Below are 18,578 nucleotides of genomic sequence, written 5' to 3' on the forward strand. Positions count from 1 at the left end.
GGCCGTCACTTCCCGGTGACCGGGGCGAACGGCACGGTGTCGTGGACGTTCGTCAGGTAGGTGATCAGCCCGCCCCGGACCCGGAAGTAGTTGCACACCGCGGCCTCGACCGTGATGCCGTCCGGGGTGCGGGCGGTGATGTCGGAGACCACCGCGGCCTGCTCGCCGTCCACGACGACGTGCCGGGGCACGTTGGCGAAGGAGGCGTACATCTGCGGGAAGCCCTTCATCATCTCGCGGAGCGTCTCGCGTCCCTCCACGTGTCCGGCCAGTTGCTCATCCATGGTCTGGTCGGCCGCGAACAGGTCGCACCAGGCGTCCCAGTCGCCCTCGTTGGCCAGCCGGTAGTACGTGTCGACCACTTCTCGGGTGCTCATGCGCCCGTCCTTTCCTGTCTGCCTGCTTTCCGGTCTGTCTGTGCCGTCCGGGACGGGGGGTCAGGGGAGGGGGACGCCGAGCTGGCGCATCAGGCCCGTGGTGTCGGCCTGCACCCAGCGCTCCACCACCCGGCCGTCCTCCAGGCGGTAGACCTCCAGGCTGGTCCAGGAGACCTCCTTGCCGGTCGGCTCCTGGCCGAGGAAGGGGCCGATGTGCCGGCCGTGGAAGGTGATGTGCATGATCACCTTGTCGGGGGCGGCCGGGTACAGGGCGTCGAGGTGCACGGCCATGTCCAGCGCGTCGTGCGCGGCCTTGATGATCCCCTTGAGCTCGTCGAGGCTCTCGACGCTCCAGGCCGGGTTGTTGTCCCTGAACGTGGGCCCGAACAGCTCGTCGAGGTCGTCGTAGCGGCGCTCGTTGACGGCGTCGCTGACCTGCCGGACCACGGTGTAGTTCAGGTCGTCCGAGGACACCTGGGCGCGCAGGCCGAGCAGGTCGTCCTGGGCCCACCGCTCGGTGAACAGGCCGTTCTCGGCCCGCCAGATCTCGGTGGTGGACCACTCGACCTTGCGGCCGGTGGCCGGGAAGCCGAGCACGTCGCCGAGGTGGGTGCCGGTGAGCTTCACCCGGGTGACGAACCGGTCGTCGCCGAGCGGCACGCCCTCCTCCAGCTCGCCCTTGAGGTCGAGCGTCTCGTGCGCGCCGCGCACCGCGTCCAGGTAGGAGTCGATGCCGGTGATGTCGAAGCCGGGGTGGTGGTCGGTGAAGTCCGGGCTGAGGACGGCGCGGACCCCTTGCAGGTCGCCGGCGTTCAGCGCGTCGAGGAAGCTCCCGTAGAGCTTCCGGATGTCCTGCTGGTCACGGGTGGACATGCTGCATCCCCTCGTTCGGTCGGGCGGCGGAGGACAGCGGCCGGGAGGTGCCGAGGGCGAACGCCGCCGCGCGCTCGCCGATCATGACGCTGGGTGCGTGGGTGTTGCCGGCCACGATGGACGGCATGACCGAGGCGTCCGCGACCCGGAGGCCCTGGATGCCGTGGACGCGCAGCTCGGGGTCGGTGACGGCGTCCGGTCCTGTGCCCATCCGGCAGGTGCCGGCCGGGTGCCACAGGGTGGTGGCGTTGGCGGCGACGTAGGCGCGCAGCTCGGCCGGGCCCGACACGTCCTTGCCGGGGCCGAGTTCGTCGCCGCGGAAGGCGTCGAAGGCGCGGGTGGCGGCGAGTTCGCGGGCCAGTTCGACGCCGTGCGCCAGCACGTCGAGGTCGGCCGCCGAGGTGAGGTAGCCGGCGCTGACGACCGCGTTGGACTCGGGGTCGGCGTCGCGCAGCCGTACCCGGCCCCGGCTGTGCGGGAGCACGGCGATCGGCGCGAAGGTGAGGCCGGGGCCCTCCCACTGGTCGGCGGGCGCGCCGGCCGGCAGGAACTTGACCGGGCCGAAGGTGAACTGCAGGTCGGGCGGCCCGGCCGGGTCGGCGGCCGGGGTGTGGGTGAACAGCCCGGCCTCGGAGAGCAGGGCGCCGGGCGGGTGCTCCTGCAGGGACTGGTAGCAGACCGGGGTGAAGAGGTGGTCCTGGAGTCCGGCGCCCACGCCCGGCAGGTCCCGCACGCAGTGGATGCCGTGCGCCCTGAGGTGGTCGGCCGGTCCGATGCCGGACAGCATCAGGAGCTTCGGCGACTCGAACGCGCCCGCGGACACGATGACCTCACGTTCGGCGCGGATCCGCGCGGGTGCGCCGTCGCGGACGTACTCGACGCCGGTGACCCGGTCCCCGGCGAGCAGCAGCCGGGTGGTCCGGGCGCCGGTCACCACGGTCAGGTTGGGCCGGCCGAGGGCCGGGCGCAGATAGGCGTCGGCGGCGCTGCACCGCCCGCCCGCGTCGTCGCGGTTGGTCTGGTACAGGAAGCCGAACCCGTCCTGCCGGGCGCCGTTGTAGTCGCCGTCGCTCTCGGCGTCGTGGCCGAGTTCACCGGCGGCCGCCACGAAGGCGCGGGCCAGCGGGGACGGGGTGTCCAGCTGCCGTACCCGCACCGGACCGTCGGCGCCGCGCAGCCCGGAGCCGCCGCCGGAGTAGCTCTCGGCGGCCCGGAAGTACGGCAGGACCTCGTCGTAGGACCAGCCGGCCGCGCCCTCGGTGACCCAGCGGTCGTAGTCGTGGCGGCTGCCGCGCACCCACATCAGGGCGTTGACGGAACTGCACCCGCCGAGGACCTTGCCGCGGGCCACCGGGACGCGGCGGCCGTCCATGCCGGCCTCGGGTTCGGTGACGTAGCCCCAGTCGATCTCGCCGCGCCAGTCGGCGGTGAGCAGGGAGAGGACCGAGGCGGCGTCGGCGTGGTGGATCTCCGGACGTTCGTCCGGGCCGCCGGCCTCCAGCAGGGTCACGGTCACGGACGGGTCGGCGCTGAGCCGGGCGGCGACGGCGCAGCCGGCTGAACCCGCGCCGACCACCACGTAGTCGGCGGCCGGTGGCACCGGGGGAGTCGGACTCGACGGCATGACAGCCTCCAAACGGTGACGGGGTCAGAGGGCGGCCGGCTCGCCGACCTGGTAGTCGACGATCAGCGGGGCGGCGCCCGGCGCGGGGCGTTCGAGCCGCCACTGCTGGTTGATCCGGAACGAGGACACGGTGCCGTCGGCGGTGGACTTCGCCGTCCACACGACGGTCAGGTCGATGCCGATCCGCGGTCCGTCCTCCTGGTGGACGAGCTTCTCCACGGTGTGGTCCTGCTCGCTGTAGGCCTCACCGACCGCCGCGTACCAGTCGACGAAGTCCGCGTGGCTGTGCAGGGTGCGCTCCGGGAAGGCCATCTCCAGGCCCTCGTCGGCGACGAAGGGCAGCAGTTCGGCGACCGGGGCGTGCACGTTGAGCAGGCCGAACCAGCGCTGCACGAACTCCTCGATCTCCCGGTCGGAGCCGGTCTGTTCGGTGGACATGGATGTCTCCGCTCATCGGGGTCCCGCTCCCGGCGACCGGGAGCGATACACGTCCGATGACCCCACACCCCGGACGCCCCGTGCGGCCCGCGCCCGGACACCGGCCGCACTGTGCGAAGTCGCAGCTCAGGCTCGGGCAACTCGCCGATTCGCGAACGCCGAACCGCCCGGTGGCGAGCCACCCGCAGGCATTGGCCACGACATGCCGTAGTGCATTCGGCCACTTGTGCATGTGCCATGAGCACGGGCGGCGGCGATGGTCCGGACGAAGTGCCCCGCCGTAGACAGGAATCCGCCACTTGGCACCGTCCCGCCGATCCGGGAGGAATCCCATGAGCAGGCGCATTCTCGTCGTCCTGTCCGAACACGGTTACTGGGGCGAGGAGTTGATCGGCCCCCTGGAGACCTTCGACCAGGCCGGCTACCACCTCACCTTCGCCACCCCCACCGGCAAGCGGCCCCAGGCGCTGCCGCCGAGCATGGACCCCGAGTACGTCGACCCGCCGCTCGGCCGGTCCGTCACCACGCCCCAGATGGCGGCGAAGGTACGGGCCGTCGAGGAGTCGGACCGCCTCGACAACCCCCTCGACCTGGCGTCCTGGCTGCCCGACCGGCCCTACCGCTCCCGGCCGTACTTCCTGCGCGACTGGGAGGCCTACCACAGCCGCCTGGAGCAGATCCGCCACCAGATCGCCGACCGCTACGACGCGCTGCTGATCGTCGGCGGCAGCGGACCCATCGTCGACCTCGCCAACAACTGGCGGGTGCACGACCTGATCCTCGCCTTCCGCGCCCTGGACCGGCCGATCGCCGCCGAGTGCTACGGCGTCGCCTGCCTGGCCTTCGCCCGCGACCAGGAGACCCGCGAGTCCATCATCCGCGGCAAGCACGTCACCGGGCACTGCATCGAGTACGACTACAAGGACGGCACCGGGTTCCTCGGCACCGACTTCGTGATGGGCCCGCCGCCGTACCCGCTGGAGTACATCCTGCGCGACGCCACCGCGCCCGGTGGCGCCTACCACGGCAACTTCGGCAAGGAGACCTCGGTCATCGTCGACTACCCGTTCATCACGGGCCGTTCGACCCCGGACTCCTACCTGACCGGCCAGAAGACCGTCGAGGTCCTCGAACAGGGCCTGCGGCAGTGGGGGTTCAGGACCTCCTGACGTCCTGACATCCGTCCCGCGAGAGGTGACCAGCATGGACAGCAGGCCCGCGCGCGTCGCGCTCCTGGAGCAACTGGAGGCCGAAGGCGTCCGGTACATGTTCGGCAACCCCGGCACGGTCGAGCAGGGGTTCCTCGACGAACTGCGCTCCTTCCCCTCGATCCAGTACATCCTGGCCCTGCAGGAGGCCACAGCCGTCGGCATGGCGGACGGCTACGCCCGCGCCACCCGCACCCCGGCGGTCCTGCAACTGCACTCCGGGGTCGGCCTCGGCAACGGCATCGGCATGCTCTACCAGGCCATGCGCGGCCACGCCCCGATCGTCACCCTGGTCGGCGAGGCCGGGCTGCGGTACGCCGGACTGGACGCCCAGATGGCGGCCGACCTGGTCGGTATGGCGGAACCGGTCACCAAGTGGGCGACCCGGGTGCTCGACCCCGACTCCACGCTGCGCGTGCTGCGCCGCGCCTTCAAGGTGGCCGGGACCCCGCCGTACGGGCCGGTCCTGGTGGTGCTGCCGGCCGACGTGATGGACGCCGGCACCCGGGAGGCGGTCGTCCCGGTCAGCTACCCGGACACCCACAGCCGGCCCGCCCCGGACACCGTCACCCGCGCCGCGGCCCTGCTCGCCGGGGCCCGCCGCCCGCTGGTCGTGGCCGGCGACGGCGTGCACTTCGCGGGCGCACAGGCCGAACTGGGCCGCCTCGCCGAGGTGTGGGGCGCCGACGTGTACGGCGCCGACTGGGCGGAGGTCAACCTCTCTGTCCAGCACCCGGCGTACGCGGGCCAGTTGGGGCACATGTTCGGCGAGCAGAGCCGGCGGATCACCGCCGCCGCCGACGGCGTCCTGATCGTCGGCACCTACGCACTGCCCGAGGTGTTCCCGGCCCGGTACGACGTCTTCGCCGAGGGCACCCCGGTGGTCCACGTGGACCTCGACACCGACGCCATCGCCAAGAACTTCCCGGTCGACCTCGGCATCGTGGCCGACCCGAAGGCCACCCTCGGGCTGCTCGCCGACGCGCTGCACGGGGAGATGGGCGACGAGCGGCGGGCGGCGGCGGCCGAGCGGCTGCGGGTGCGGGCCGCCGAACGGGCCGGCGCCCTGGCCGGCGCCCGGGACCGGGACCTGGCCGACGGCGAGGCGCAGACCGTGCCCACCGCCGCCTTCGCCCGCGAACTCGCCCGCCGACTGCCCTCCGACGCCATCCTGTTCGACGAGGCGCTGACCGCGTCCCCGACGCTCTTCCGGCACCTGCCGGCCACCGTGCCCGGCCAGTGGATGCAGACCCGGGGCGGCTCCCTCGGCGTCGGCATCCCCGGCGCGCTCGGCGCCCAGCTCGCCCACCCCGACCGCACCGTGGTCGGCTTCACCGGCGACGGCGGCAGCATGTACACCTTCCAGGCCCTGTGGACGGCCGTCCGCCACGCCCTGCCCACCAAGTTCGTGATCTGCAACAACGGCGGCTACCGGCTGCTGGAGGACAACATCGAGGAGTACTGGCGGGAGACGGGCATACCGGCCCACGAACAGCCCGGCATGTTCGACCTCTCCCGCCCGGCCATCGACTTCGTCGGCCTCGCCCGCTCCCTCGGGGTGGCCGCCGTACGGGTGGAGAAGCCCGGTCAGGCCGAGGGCGCGGTGGCACAGGCGCTCGCCCACCACGGGCCGTTCCTCGTCGACCTGGTGACGGCCAAGGGAAAGGGGTGAGGACCGTGCGACTGAACGGACACAAGATCGCCGTCCTGATGGAGAGCGACTTCTACGAGCCCGAGATCCTCTACTACCGCTACCGCTTCCCCGAGGAGGGCGCCGAGGTCCACTTCCTGACCCGGCTCTGGGGCAACGAGGCCATGACCTTCCACGGGCACGAGCACCGCATGCCCTTCGACGTGAACGAGTCCTTCGAGGACCTCGACGAGTTCGCGCTGAAGGAGTACTCGGCGGTGATCGTCCCCTCCGGGATGGTCGCCGACCGGCTCCGCTACACCGACGACCCCGACCGGCTGCCGCCCGCCTCGCAGTTCCTGCGCCGCGCGTTCGCCGACCCGGCGATCCTCAAGGGCATCATCTGCCACGGCATGTGGCTCGCCGCGCCGGTCCCGGGCCTGATGCGCGGGCGGCGCGCGGTGGTGCACAACAACCTGCTGGGCGACCTGCGCAACATGGGCGGCGAGTACGTCGACCAGGACGTCGTCGTCCACGACGACCTGGTCACCGGCCGTACCGGCAACCACTGCCACGTCTTCGCCCGCACCATCATCGACCTGCTCGCCGACCGCCGGCCCGCCGAGCCCGCCCCGGCCGCACAGGCCGGGCAGGCGGGGCGGGGCTGACGGGACGCGAACGGGGAGAGGAGCGATCATCATGACACCGGTGACCGGGCGCATCCCCGTCCTCGACGTCCGCCCCCGGGTGCGCGACGGGGAACTGCCCGCCAAGGCCGTGACCGGCGAACACCTCGACATCACGGCCACCGTCTTCCGCGAGGGCAACGGCGTGATCGCCGCGGACGTGGTCCTGCGCGGCCCCGGGGGCACCCCCGCCCAGCGGGTGCCGATGACCCTGATCGATCCCGACGCCGACCGCTGGAGCGCCACCGTGGTCGCCGGCGCCGAGGGCCTGTGGACCTTCCGGGTCGAGGCCTGGGCCGACCCGCTGGCCACCTGGCGCCGGGACGCCGGGCTGAAGACCGAGGCCGGCGTCGACACCGAACTCACCCTGCACGAGGGCGTGCTGCTGCACGAACGGGCGGCACACGGCGAGAACGACATCACCGGCCGGGACCGCCGGGAGGAGGTCCGGGCCGCGATCGCCGCGCTCCGCGACACCCTCGCCCCGGCCCCGGCCCCGGCCCGGCTGGCGGCCGTCACCACCCCCCGGGTGACGGCCGCCCTCGGCCGCTACGCACTGCGCGAACTGGTCACCTCCTCCCGGCCGCTGCCGCTGCGGGTGGAGCGTCGGCGCGCCCTGGCCGGATCCTGGTACGAGCTGTTCCCGCGCTCGGAGGGCGCGGTCGTGACGGCGGACGGGCGGACCGTGAGCGGCACCCTGCGGACCGCCGCCGCCCGGCTGCCCGCCGTCGCGGCGATGGGCTTCGACGTGGTGTACCTGCCGCCCGTCCACCCCATCGGCACCACCCACCGCAAGGGCCGGAACAACTCGCTCGTCGCGGGCCCGGACGACGTCGGCTCGCCCTGGGCCATCGGCTCCCCGCAGGGCGGCCACGACGCGGTCCACCCCGACCTCGGCACCCTGGCGGACTTCCGGTACTTCGTCACCACCGCCCGGGGCCTCGGCCTGGAGGTGGCGATCGACTTCGCCCTCCAGTGCTCACCGGACCACCCCTGGGTGACCGGGCACCCCGAGTGGTTCCACCACCGGGTGGACGGCTCGGTCGCCTACGCCGAGAACCCGCCCAAGACCTACGAGGACATCCACCCCCTCGACTTCGACACCGACTTCGAGGGCCTGTACGCCGAGGCGCTGCGCGTCCTGCGGCACTGGATGGCGCAGGGCGTACGGATCTTCCGCGTCGACAACCCGCACACCAAGCCGGTGCACTTCTGGGAGCGGCTGCTCGGCGAGGTGAACGCGACCGACCCGGACGTGGTGTTCCTGGCCGAGGCGTTCACCCGCCGGGCCATGGTGCACGCCCTGGCCCAGGCCGGCTTCCAGCAGTCGTACACCTACTTCACCTGGAAGAACACCAAGCGGGAGCTGACCGAGTACCTGCCCGAACTCACCCGCGACAGCGCCGACTTCCTGCGTCCCAACCTGTTCGTGAACACCCCGGACATCCTGCACGCCTACCTTCAGCACGGCGGCCGGCCCGCCTTCGAGGTACGGGCCGTGCTGGCGGCGACCGCCGCGCCCAGCTGGGGGATGTACGCCGGGTACGAGCTGTGCGAGAACACCCCGCTCGCCGAGGGCACCGAGGACTACCTCGACTCGGAGAAGTACCAGCTGCGGCCCCGCGACTGGGCGGCCGCCGAGGCCGGGGGGCGGACCATCGCCCCGCTGATCACCCTGCTCAACCGGCTCCGCCGGACCCGTCCGGCCCTCCGCGAACTGCGCAACCTGCGGCTCCAGCACACCGACAACGACCAGATCCTCGCCTACTCCAAACACGTGGGCCTGCCCGAGGGCGGCACCGACGTGGTGCTGGTCGTCGTCAACCTGGATCCGCACCGGGTCCAGGAGGCGACCGTCACCTGCGACCTGGCGGCCCTCGGCCTGCCCGCCGACGGCACGCTCAAGCTCCGCGACGAGCTCACCGGAGCCGTCTACGGCTGGCGCGAGTCCACCTATGTGCGCCTCGACCCGGCCCACCAGGTCGCGCACGTACTGACGACCGAGGAGGCGTCATGAGGACGGAGATCCTGCAGCCGCTGCTGCCCGCGCTCGGGCCGTGGCTGACCGGCCGGCGCTGGTTCGACGCGCGCTACGCCGGGGCCCCGCTGACCGCCGAGGCGGCGTCGGTGGTCGGGGACGAACCCCCGCTGCTGCTGCACGCCGTGGTCTCGGCGGACGGCACCGCCGGACCGCTGCGCTTCCAGCTCCTGCTGGGCCTGCGCCCGGAGCTGCCGGCCCGGCTGGCCCCCGCCGCCATCACCACCGTGCCGGCCGGCCCCTGGCAGGGCTGGCGGGTCTACGACGCGCTGGCCGACGGCACCCTGCTCGCCCTGCTGCTGCGCACCCTGGCGGGCGGCGGCGCCGGGCCCGGACCGCGTCTGGAACGCAGCTCCCGCTATCCGCTGCCGGTCGGCCTGGTGCCCCGGCCGCTCCAGGTGGAGCAGAGCAACACGTCCGTGGCCTACGGTGACCGGGTCCTGCTGAAGCTCTTCCGCCGACCGGAGCCGGGACCGCACACCGAGGTCGAGGCGCTGCGGGCGCTCACCGGCCGGGACTGCGCCCGCACCCCCCACCTCTACGGGGCGGTGCACAGCGACGCGCCCGGCGCGGAGGGCCTGGTGCTCGGTCTCGTCGAGGAGTTCCTGCCGGACGCCCGGGACGGCTGGGAGGAGGCGGTACGGCAGGCGGCCGGCGCGGTGGCCGGCACCGGCCCCGGCAACCCGGCCGGCGGAGGTTTCACCGCGGACGCGTCCGCGCTGGGCCGGGCCGTCGCCGACGTGCACGGGGCGCTGGGCGAGGCGTTCGGGCGGACCCGGCTGACCGTGGCGGACGTGGCCGAGGAGACGGCCCGGATGACCATGCGTCTCAAGGAGGCCGCCGAGGAGGTCCCGGCGCTCACCCGGTACACCGCACGGCTCGGCGCCCTCTTCGACGACTGCGCGCGGGTGGCCGGGCGCGGCTGCCCGCTCTTCGTCCAGCGCACCCACGGCGACCTGCACCTGGGGCAGGCGCTGCGGGCCCACGACGGCTGGCGGATCGTGGACTTCGAGGGCGAACCGGCCAGGTCCGCCGCCGAACGCGCCCGCCCGGAGCCGGTGCTCAAGGACGTCGCCGGCATGCTGCGCTCCTTCGACTACGCCGCCCGCACCGGCCTTGCCGCCGCCGACGACGACGAGGGCGGGGCCGAGTCCTCGCCGGCGGTACGACTGCGCCGCCGCCGGCGCGCGTCCGCGTGGGCGGTGCGCAACCGGCGGGCCTTCATCGCGGGGTACGCGTCCGCCGGCCACGAGGACCCGGACTGCCACCCGGTGCTCCTCCGGGCGTTCGAGGCGGACAAGGCCGTCTACGAGGCCGTGTACGAGTCCCGCCTGCGCCCCGACCGACTACCGATCCCGCTCGCCGCCCTGCACCGCCTGGCCGCTACGTCCCACTGACCCCGACATGTCCGAAACCACGCCACGGGCATGCGTCCCGACGCCGAACCGGTTGTGCGACCGGGCGCCCGCCCCGGCGCCGAACCGGGTGCCCGGCCGGGCGGCCTGCTCGGCATCCGACGAGGCGTCGAACCGGGCGTCCGGCCCGGCGCCGAACCCGGTGTCGAACCTGGTGTCCGGCCTGGTGTTGAACCGGGCGTCCGGCCCGGCGTCGAACCCGGTGTCCGGCCCGGTGTCGGACCCCGTGTCCGGTCCGGCTTCGGTCCGGCGTCGGGACGGCATCGAGGCAGGTGCGGAACGGGCCGGAATCGGCAAAAGGAAATCAGGGCTCGGCGGGCTTTCTTTTCTCCGTGCCGATCGGGTAATTCGCGGCGGTTCCGGGAGGGGAAATCGGGTGGTGCGGAGCAGATCAGGCGCGGCCCTGCTCGGTGAGGGTCGTGCTCGGGTCGCGGTTCGGGGCCAGACCGGCCGACGACAGCGCGTGGTCGTACGCCTGAAGGGCCGCCGTGCTGTTGCCCTGGCGGCGCCACAGGTCGCCCACGTACCGCCAGTTGAGCGCGGTCTGGTGGGACGGCGGGAACTGGCGCAGCTGCCGGGTGGCGGCCTGGAGGCACTGGGCCGCCTGCTCGTGGTCGCCGCGCAGCAGATGGATCTCGGCGAGCGTGGCGCGCGCGCCGACGGCCTGGATGCGGGACTCCGGACCGGTGAGGCCGAGGGCCCGCTCCGCGTGGGCCGCGGCCTCGTCCAGGTTGCCGAGCATCGCGTCCGCGTCGGCCAGACCGATCTCGCACTGGGCGAGTTCGGGCGCGTTGCCGACCTCCGCCAGCAGTTGCTGGGCCTCCTCCAGAAGCTGCTTGGCGCGCGTCGGTTCGGGCTCGTCGACCTGGAGGAGCAGCGAGCCGCAGTTCATCTTGAGCATGGCGAGGTGGCGGATGTTGTCGTCCTCGGACATCAGCGCCAGCGCCCGCTCCACCAGCGCGAGGGCCTCGTTCAGCTGGCCGCGGGAGCGGGCCACGAGTCCCGCGTTCCAGAAGACGGCACCGCGCGCGGCCCGTGCCCCCTGCTTCTCGGCGGCGTCGAGGAGCCGGACGCCGAGAAGCTGGGCCCGGGTGAGGTCACCGCGCATGTGGTACGACGCCATGACCGTGGCGCCGAGCTGGACGTGGTCGACCGTGACGTCCAGGCCGAGCGCGTCGAGCCGGGACATGGCCCGCTCGCCGATCTCGATGCTCGTCGTGATGTCGCCGGCGTTGCGGTAGCAGCGGCACAGGGCGACCGACACCGTGCACCAGTCGGCGGAACCGGGCGGCAGTTCGGGGTCGCGCTGGAGGTCCTCGAGGATCGTGATGGCCGCCTCGATCCGGTCGAGCTTCTCCAGGGCGGAGGCCTGCGCGATGCGCGCGCGCCGGATCATCGGCGGGTCCAGCAGGGACGGCTTCGCGAGGAGGTCGCTCAACGTCTGGAGCGCCTCGCCGTTGCTGCCGTTGCGCAGGGCCATCTCACCGAAGGCCAGGCGCAGCCGGGTCTCCTCCAGCTCGTGGTCGTCGCGGCCGGTGCGCAGGTACTCCACGGAGCACCCCAGGCGCTCGGCGAGCGCGGCGAGCACCGCGTCCGACGGCGCGCCGCGCTTCCCCGACTCGATCAGGGAGATGTAGCTCGCCGAAATCTCGCCGGACGCCAGGTCCTGCTGCTTGAGTCCACGTTTGCCGCGCAACACCCTGATGCGCTCGCCCAGTCCTGCGGCCGTCGCGTTGCCGAGTGGATCCATGTGAACTCCTCGGTGCCGTACTTGACTGTCGGGATGACAGATTGATGTTACCAGTAAGTTGATATCTGCCCAATGCGGTCTCTGGTGATCTTTTAGCCGTTCTCCGGTGCGTTTTACAGGTGGTTTCCCTGATCGCGCCGACGGTTGCCTTGTGTTACGTGGGATATTCCGTTTGGAAATGATTAATTTTTATAGGAACTACTTGACTGATCTAGTCATTCAATGTTGACTGTAATTGTCAAAGCGCAGCCTTCTATTGTTCAGGGGAGGGGATTTTCGTGAGCAATAAAATAATCGCGCTCTTCGCGATCGTCGTCCTGGTCAGTGGTCTTGTGTCGGGGGGACTGTGGCTGAGCGATTCCGGTCCGGGTAACCGTCCGCAGCACGAAGGAATGGCCGCGTCCAGCGGCGGGAGCGGTGGTTGCTGCTGAGCACACACGCGTTTCGCACGGACCCGGTCCTTCGTCGTGCGGGTCGCGCGCCGGCCGTGCGGTCAGCGGTGCGGGAAATGGCAGGAGACGGTGTGGCCGGCGGCCTCCCCGGCCGACCGCGCGCGGGGTGTCTCCTCCGCGCAGCGCCGCCGCTCGGCGGCCGGGAGCAGGGCCTGGACGGGACAGCGGGCCCGGAAGGCGCACCCGGAGACGGCGCGCGGGCCCGGCCCGGGGCCGGCGGGCAGCACGATCCGGCGCCGGGAGCGCTCGGCGACCGGATCCGGCAGCGGGACGGCCGAGAGCAGGGCCCGGGTGTAGGGATGGCGCGGCCGGCCGAACACCTCGGCGACGCCGCCCGTCTCCACCGTCCGGCCCGCGTACATGACCGACACCCGGTCGGCGAGCTGCCGTACCACCGCGAGGTCGTGCGAGACCAGCAGATACGCCGGGCCCAGCGCGCGTTTGAGCCGGAGCAGCAGGTCCAGGATCCCGGCCTGCACGGACACGTCCAGCGCGGACACCGGCTCGTCGAGCAGCAGCAGCGCGGGGCCGACCGCCAGGGCCCGGGCGATGGCGACGCGCTGGCGCTGCCCGCCGGAGAACTCGTGCGGGTAGCCGTCCGCGTCCACGGGGCGCAGTCCCACCTGGGTCAACAGCCGGGGCACCCGCGCCGCCACGACGGCCGGCGGCACCCGCGCGGCGTGCAGCGGCTCGGCGACGATGTCACCCACCGGCATCCGCGGATCGAGGCTCGACGCCGGGTCCTGCGGCACCAGTTGCACCGCCGTACGCAGCTCGCGCGCCGCCCGCCGGGAGAGCAGCGCGGTGTCCTGCCCGAGCACCTCCACCCGGCCGGCCTGCGGAGCCGCCAGCGAGGCGATCTCCCGCAGCGTCGTGCTCTTCCCGGCCCCGGACTCCCCGACCAGCGCCAGCGTCTGCCCGCGCCGCACCTCCAGATCGACGTACTCGACGGCCCGCACCACGGGCGCACGCCGCTGCCTGAACCCCGGCAGCCGGTACGACCGCCCGAGCCCGGACACCGACAGCACGACCTCGCCGACCGAGCCCGCGCCGGGGACGGTGCCCTCGGCTGTGCCCCCGGCCGTGTTCGGGGAGCCGGCGTGCGCGAATGCCCCGGTGGCCCGCTGCCATGGTCCGGCCGGGGCGGCGCCCGGTGTGGTCGACGGGTGCGCGGGCGGCTCCGTGCCCGTGACATCGAGTTCCGGTGTGTCCGCCGGGGGGCGCCCGAACAGGTCCGCCGCGCTCCAGCGCCGGACCTCCGGGATCCTTCGGCAGGCCGCCGTGTGGGCGTCGGGTGCCGAAGTGCCGGCCCGGGACAGGCTGTCCACCCCGGTGAGCGGGGGCTCGGCCGCCCGGCACTCCGGTTCGGCCAGCGGGCAGCGGGCGGCGAAGGGGCAGCCCGGGCCGATGGTGCCCGGGGCGGGCGCGGTGCCCGGAACCGGGGTGGGCGGTGTCCGGGTGTCGAGGCGGGGCACGGAGCCGACGAGGCCGAGCGTGTAGGGCATGCGGGGGCGGCAGAGCACCCCTTCCGCCGGCCCCGTCTCCACCACCCGCCCCGCGTACAGCACCGCGACCCGGTCCGCGGCGCCCGCGACCACGCCGAGGTCGTGGGTGACCAGGAGCAGCGCCGCCCCCGTCTCCCGCCGGGCGGCCGCGAGCGCCTCAAGGACCTGGGCCTGCACAGTGACGTCCAGCGCGCTGGTCGGCTCGTCCGCGACGAGGACGGCGGGCCGGTTCGCCACCGCCATCGCGATCATGGCCCGCTGGAGCATGCCGCCGGAGAGCTGGTGGGGAAGGGCGCGGGCCGCCCGGGACGGCTGCGGCACCCCGACGAAGTCCAGGAGCTCCACGGCCCGCCGCAGCGCCGTCTCCCGTCGCGGGCGCGGGCGTTCGTGGATGCGCAGGGCCTCCGCGATCTGGTCGCCGACGCGCAGCACCGGGGTGAAGGCGTGCAGCGGATCCTGGAAGACCATGGCGATCCGGCTGCCCCTCAGGGCGGCCAGCTCCCGCTCGGGCCGCCCCAGCACCTCCTCGCCCAGCAGCCGTACCGAACCGCCCACCTGAGCGCCGGGCGGGGCCAGACCGAGCAGGGACAGCGCGGTGAGCGACTTGCCCGCGCCGGACTCGCCCACCAGGCCCAGCACTTCACCGCGGCGCAGCACGAGGTCCACGCCACGCACCACGGGGACGGCCGGCCGCCGCCGTCCGGCCCCGAAGGCGACCGTCAGACCGCGCACCTGAAGGACCGGGGCCGCCGGGCCGCGCGCGGCCGGGCCCGTGCTCATCACGCGAGCCCCGACACGGCACCGCGGGGCGGCCCGGCGGGCCGTACCGTCGTGGGGTCCAGGGCGTCGCGCAGGGCGTTGCCGAGGAGGCTGACGGCCAGCACGAACGCGGTGAGCAGGCCCGCCGGGAAGAAGAACATCCACGGATACACCAGGGCCACGTCGGACCCGTCCGCGATCAGCGTGCCCAGGGAGACGTCGGGCGGCTGGACGCCGAAGCCGAAATAGGACAGCCCGGCCTCGCTGACCACCGCACCGGCCACCGTGACCGTCGCGTCGGTGATCAGGAACGAGGCCAGGTGCGGCAGGATGTGCCGCCAGATGATCCGCACCGGTCCCACCCCCATCAGCCGTGCCGCCACCACGAACTGACGCTCCTTCAGGGAACGGGTCATGCCGCGCACCGCCCGCGCGGTGACCATCCAGCCCAGCAGGGCGAGCAGCCCGGCCAGCGCGAGCCAGCCCCACTGCCGCAGCCGCGGGGCGAGCACCACGAGGACGAGGAAGCCGGGCAGCACCAGCAGCAGGTCCGCCACGAACATCAGCGACCGGTCCGTCCAGCCGCCGAAGTAGCCCGCCGAGGCGCCCACCGCCGCCGCCAGCCCGGTGGCGACCGCGGCCACCACCGCCCCGATCAGCAGCGACTTCCGCAGCCCGTGCGCGACCTGGGCGAACACGTCCTGCCCGATCCGGTTGGTGCCCATCCAGTGACGTGCGTCCGGCGGCTGCCGCAGCGCCGTGTAGTCGACGTCCGTGAAGGACCACCGGCACGCGTACGGCCCGAGGACCGCGAGCGCCACCAGGGCCAGCAGCAGCGCGAGCCCGCACAGCGCCCCCGGGTGCCGGGCCAGCCGGCCGAGCACGGCCCGCCCCCGCCGTCCCGCTCTCACGGCTGCCGCACCCGGGGATCGAGCAGCGCGTGCAGGACGTCCGCGACCAGCCCCGCCAGCAGGACGACGGCCGCGGCGAAGCCGTTGACCGCCACCACCGAGTTCACGTCGCCCTTCTCCACCGAGTCGATCAGCCAGCTGCCCATGCCGGGCCAGCCGAAGACCCGCTCGGTGAACACGGCGCCGGTGACCAGGGTGAGGACACCGAAGGAGAAGAAGACCGTCATCGGCACGAGCGAGATCCGCAGCCCGTGCCGCAGCAGCGCGCGGCCCGGGGTGAGCCCCTTGGCGCGGGCGGTGCGCAGATGGTCCGCGCCGAGCACGTCCAGGGTGGCGGCGCGCTGGTAGCGGCTGTACAGGGCGATCGCCGCGAGCGCCACACAGAGCGCCGGGAGCGCCAGGTGGGCCGCGGTGTCCCGGAGGTGGACGCTCCAGTCGCCCTGCAGCCCGGGGGTGTGCTCGCCCGTGTACTTGACGACGCCGGTGCCCGCGGCCCGGTTGACCGCGAGCGCCCCGGTCTTCAGCAGCAGGGCCAGGACGAACGTGGGCACGCACAGCACCGCGAAGGAGAACCCGGCCAGCGCCCGGTCGCCGAACCCGCCGCGCCGGACCGCCGACCACACCCCGGCCAGGGTGCCGACGGCCGTGCCGGCCAGCGTGCCCACGAGCAGCAGCCGGACCGACACGCCGATCCGGCGGCCGAACTCGGCGCGCACGGACTCGCCGTCGATGGTGCGGCCCAGATCGCCGTGGACGGCGCCGTCCGCCCAGTGCGCGAAGCGCACCGGCAGCGGGGCGCGGTCGTCCATGCCGAGCCGGGCCAGCTCGGCGTCGACGACCCGCGTCGGCGGCGGTGGCCTGCGGTCCTCGAAGTACGCGCGGGGATCGAGCGCGGTCGAGGCGAGCGCGTAGGACAGCACCAGGGAGACGAGGAACAGGACCACGCAGCGGGCCAGGCGCCTGGCGATCAGGACGGACACGGCACTCCTGACGGGGCACGGAGGGTGACGGCCCGGCCGGTGCGCGGGCCTTCGCCGGGGACGAAGTCTGTCTTCTCTTCATTCGGGGGAAACATCGTGATGTTAGGCTCCGACGCCGCAATTCCCATGGCAATTGGGGTAGTTGGCGGTTACGCGACGCCGGAGAGGCTGACAGGTGGAGCGATTACGGGGCTGGCCCGCGTGGATGGCCGTCTGGGCGCTCATCGTCCTCACGGCGACCGGATGCTCCGGGTCCGGCGGGCACGACGGTTCGCGGCACCAGGCGCTGCCGACGTACGGCACCTACGACACCAACGCGCTGCCGTCCGGGGACCTGCGCTCCGGCGGGACCCTGACGCTGCCGATCTCGCAGATGATCACGCAGTTCAACTTCAACCACGTCGACGGCGCCCTGGACGACGTGTGGACCATCGACACGATGACGGAGCCGCGGCTGTTCACCCGGGACGCCGAGGGTGTCCCGCGGATCGTGCGGGACTACCTGACCTCCGCCACCGTCACCACCGCCGGCTCGCGCCAGGTCGTCACCTACCGGCTCGCCCCGAAGGCCCGCTGGTCCGACGGCAGGGCCCTGAGCTGGCGGGACTTCGCCGCCCAGTGGCACGCGGTCGGCGGCGGCGACGACCGGTACCTGGTCGCCGACCCGAGCGGCTACGACCGGATCGCCGACGTCCGCCAGGGCGCCGACGCGCACGAGGTCCGGGTCACCTTCAGGAAGCCGTACGCCGACTGGCGCCGGCTCTTCACCCCGCTCTTCCCGGCCGCCGCCTACGACACCCCGCAGCGCTTCGACGCGGACTGGCAGGGCCGGCTCCCGGTCACCGCCGGCCCCTTCCGGCTCGCCTCCGTCGACCGTACGGCGCAGACCCTCACCCTCGTCCCCGACGCCGCCTGGTGGGGCGCCCGGCCCCGGCTCGACCGGATCGTCTTCCGCGTCCTCGACCCCGACGCCGCCCTGCAGGCCTTCCTCAACGGGGAGGTCGACGCCGTCAACGCGGCCACCAGCGAGGCCTACGCCCAGCTGGCGAAGGCGAAGGACACCGCCGTCCGGATCGGCTCGGCCTGGGACGAGGTGCACATCACGCTGAACGGCGCCAGCGGGCCGCTGGCCGACCGGGCGGTGCGCAACGCGCTCCAGCAGGCCGTGGACCGACCGGCGCTGGCCGAGGTCGCCGCGGCGGGCCTGCCGGTGAAGGTGCCGCTGCTCGGCAACCACTTCTACATGACCAACCAGCCCGGCTACGCCGACGACTCCGGCCGCTACGGCCGTTTCGACCTCAAGGCGGCCGAGAGCGCCCTGGACCGGGCGGGCTGGCGCAGCCGGGGAGCGGGCAGACCGAGGGTCAGGAACGGCCGCAGCCTCACCCTGCGCCTGGTGCTGAGCGAGGGCACCAACCGGCTCGGCGAGGACCTGGCCCAGCTCGTCCAGCAGATGCTGGCCCGGGCCGGCGTCCGCGTCGAGATCGAGAAGGTCCCCGCCACCGCCTACGGCCCCCAGTACCTGGACAAGGGCAACTTCGACCTCGCGATCTTCCGGTTCACCGGCCTGACGTACCCGAGCTCCGCCTACGCCGTCTACCGGCGCCCGGCCGGCGGCCAGGTCTTCGAGAACTACGGCCGGGTCGGTTCGGCCCAGGTGGACGAACTGCTCGACAAGGCCGTCGGCACCCTCGACCCCCGGACCGCGCGACAGCTCTACAACGCGGCGGACGCCCGGATCTGGCGCCTCGGCCACGACATCGAGCTCTACCAGCGCCCCCAGATCCTCGCCGTCCGCAAGGGCCTCGCCAACTACGGCGTCCCCGGCCTCGGCGACCTCGACTTCACGAAGACCGGCTGGGAGAAGTGAGCCCGGCCCGGAGGCGGGGGCGCCGGGCGAATACGAGCCTGCGGAGGCGTGGGGCAGAGGCG

General features: G+C 73.3%; 14 protein-coding genes. 6 read left to right on the plus strand and 8 right to left on the minus strand.

Annotated elements, in window-relative coordinates; all coding sequences use genetic code 11:
* Positions 1–5 precede the first annotated feature (5 nt).
* Genes LQ326_RS05025 through LQ326_RS05040 form a run of 4 tightly spaced genes read right to left on the minus strand, consistent with a single transcriptional unit; the run spans position 6 to position 3,312 of the window.
* Entirely contained in the window at positions 6–377 is a 372-nt protein-coding gene (locus LQ326_RS05025) for a nuclear transport factor 2 family protein (RefSeq protein WP_234533009.1), read from the minus strand.
* 60 nt (positions 378–437) lie between these two features.
* Positions 438–1,250: an ester cyclase gene (locus tag LQ326_RS05030; protein WP_234533011.1), complete on the minus strand. Its 813-nt coding sequence runs from the start codon at positions 1,248–1,250 to the stop codon at positions 438–440.
* A complete protein-coding gene (locus LQ326_RS05035; RefSeq protein ID WP_234533013.1) occupies positions 1,237–2,874 on the minus strand; it encodes a GMC family oxidoreductase in 1,638 nt (545 codons plus the stop codon). Before LQ326_RS05035 ends, LQ326_RS05030 begins: the two co-directional genes overlap by 14 nt.
* A gap of 24 nt (positions 2,875–2,898) precedes the next feature.
* Complete coding sequence (locus LQ326_RS05040; protein WP_234533016.1) at positions 2,899–3,312, minus strand: hypothetical protein; 414 nt, start codon at positions 3,310–3,312, stop codon at positions 2,899–2,901.
* 332 nt (positions 3,313–3,644) lie between these two features.
* Here LQ326_RS05040 and LQ326_RS05045 point away from each other — a divergent pair, with 332 nt between their 5' ends.
* From LQ326_RS05045 to LQ326_RS05065, 5 genes are read left to right on the plus strand one after another with little or no spacing between them, the layout of a single operon-like run.
* Positions 3,645–4,481, plus strand: coding sequence for a type 1 glutamine amidotransferase domain-containing protein (locus tag LQ326_RS05045; protein ID WP_181806438.1), 837 nt, complete (start codon positions 3,645–3,647; stop codon positions 4,479–4,481).
* A 34-nt stretch (positions 4,482–4,515) separates the two neighbouring features.
* The gene (locus tag LQ326_RS05050) at positions 4,516–6,192 is read left to right on the plus strand and encodes a thiamine pyrophosphate-binding protein (RefSeq protein WP_234533018.1); all 1,677 of its coding nucleotides are present in this window, start codon (positions 4,516–4,518) and stop codon (positions 6,190–6,192) included.
* Between the two features lie 5 nt (positions 6,193–6,197).
* Entirely contained in the window at positions 6,198–6,818 is a 621-nt protein-coding gene (locus LQ326_RS05055) for a DJ-1/PfpI family protein (protein WP_234533029.1), read from the plus strand.
* A 31-nt stretch (positions 6,819–6,849) separates the two neighbouring features.
* Entirely contained in the window at positions 6,850–8,853 is a 2,004-nt protein-coding gene (locus tag LQ326_RS05060; protein WP_268206680.1) for an alpha-1,4-glucan--maltose-1-phosphate maltosyltransferase, read from the plus strand.
* Complete coding sequence (locus tag LQ326_RS05065) at positions 8,850–10,271, plus strand: maltokinase N-terminal cap-like domain-containing protein (protein WP_234533030.1); 1,422 nt, start codon at positions 8,850–8,852, stop codon at positions 10,269–10,271. Before LQ326_RS05060 ends, LQ326_RS05065 begins: the two co-directional genes overlap by 4 nt.
* Before the next feature lie 409 nt (positions 10,272–10,680).
* Here the strand turns inward: LQ326_RS05065 and LQ326_RS05075 are convergent, their stop codons facing one another.
* From LQ326_RS05075 to LQ326_RS05090, 4 genes are all read right to left on the minus strand, one after another.
* Entirely contained in the window at positions 10,681–12,039 is a 1,359-nt protein-coding gene (locus LQ326_RS05075; protein WP_234533032.1) for a helix-turn-helix domain-containing protein, read from the minus strand.
* A gap of 493 nt (positions 12,040–12,532) precedes the next feature.
* On the minus strand, positions 12,533–14,776 hold the full coding sequence (locus LQ326_RS05080; protein ID WP_234533034.1) for a dipeptide ABC transporter ATP-binding protein: 2,244 nt from the start codon (positions 14,774–14,776) through the stop codon (positions 12,533–12,535).
* Positions 14,776–15,666 carry an ABC transporter permease gene (locus LQ326_RS05085; RefSeq protein ID WP_234533036.1) on the minus strand — a complete coding sequence of 297 codons (891 nt, stop codon included), beginning with the start codon at positions 15,664–15,666 and terminating at the stop codon, positions 14,776–14,778. The genes LQ326_RS05080 and LQ326_RS05085 overlap by 1 nt, the downstream gene beginning before the upstream one ends.
* Positions 15,663–16,646: an ABC transporter permease gene (locus LQ326_RS05090; protein WP_234533038.1), complete on the minus strand. Its 984-nt coding sequence runs from the start codon at positions 16,644–16,646 to the stop codon at positions 15,663–15,665. Before LQ326_RS05090 ends, LQ326_RS05085 begins: the two co-directional genes overlap by 4 nt.
* A 175-nt stretch (positions 16,647–16,821) precedes the next feature.
* Here LQ326_RS05090 and LQ326_RS05095 point away from each other — a divergent pair, with 175 nt between their 5' ends.
* Positions 16,822–18,516 (plus strand): ABC transporter family substrate-binding protein, encoded by a 1,695-nt coding sequence (locus LQ326_RS05095; RefSeq protein WP_234533040.1) that lies wholly within the window; start codon positions 16,822–16,824, stop codon positions 18,514–18,516.
* Positions 18,517–18,578: the final 62 nt, after the last annotated feature.

Origin of the sequence: Streptomyces shenzhenensis (assembly GCF_021462265.1) — a bacterium.
In the GTDB taxonomy this organism is placed as follows: Bacteria; Actinomycetota; Actinomycetes; order Streptomycetales; family Streptomycetaceae; genus Streptomyces; species Streptomyces shenzhenensis.

What these genes read in the sequence shown, in the direction of transcription:
- LQ326_RS05025 (WP_234533009.1), bottom strand. Translation starts at nt 377, where the DNA reads ATGAGCACCCGAGAAGTGGTCGACACGTACTACCGGCTGGCCAACGAG.
- LQ326_RS05030 (WP_234533011.1), bottom strand. Translation starts at nt 1,250, where the DNA reads ATGTCCACCCGTGACCAGCAGGACATCCGGAAGCTCTACGGGAGCTTC.
- LQ326_RS05035 (WP_234533013.1), bottom strand. Translation starts at nt 2,874, where the DNA reads ATGCCGTCGAGTCCGACTCCCCCGGTGCCACCGGCCGCCGACTACGTG.
- LQ326_RS05040 (WP_234533016.1), bottom strand. Translation starts at nt 3,312, where the DNA reads ATGTCCACCGAACAGACCGGCTCCGACCGGGAGATCGAGGAGTTCGTG.
- LQ326_RS05045 (WP_181806438.1), top strand. Translation starts at nt 3,645, where the DNA reads ATGAGCAGGCGCATTCTCGTCGTCCTGTCCGAACACGGTTACTGGGGC.
- LQ326_RS05050 (WP_234533018.1), top strand. Translation starts at nt 4,516, where the DNA reads ATGGACAGCAGGCCCGCGCGCGTCGCGCTCCTGGAGCAACTGGAGGCC.
- LQ326_RS05060 (WP_268206680.1), top strand. Translation starts at nt 6,850, where the DNA reads ATGACACCGGTGACCGGGCGCATCCCCGTCCTCGACGTCCGCCCCCGG.
- LQ326_RS05065 (WP_234533030.1), top strand. Translation starts at nt 8,850, where the DNA reads ATGAGGACGGAGATCCTGCAGCCGCTGCTGCCCGCGCTCGGGCCGTGG.
- LQ326_RS05075 (WP_234533032.1), bottom strand. Translation starts at nt 12,039, where the DNA reads ATGGATCCACTCGGCAACGCGACGGCCGCAGGACTGGGCGAGCGCATC.
- LQ326_RS05080 (WP_234533034.1), bottom strand. Translation starts at nt 14,776, where the DNA reads ATGAGCACGGGCCCGGCCGCGCGCGGCCCGGCGGCCCCGGTCCTTCAG.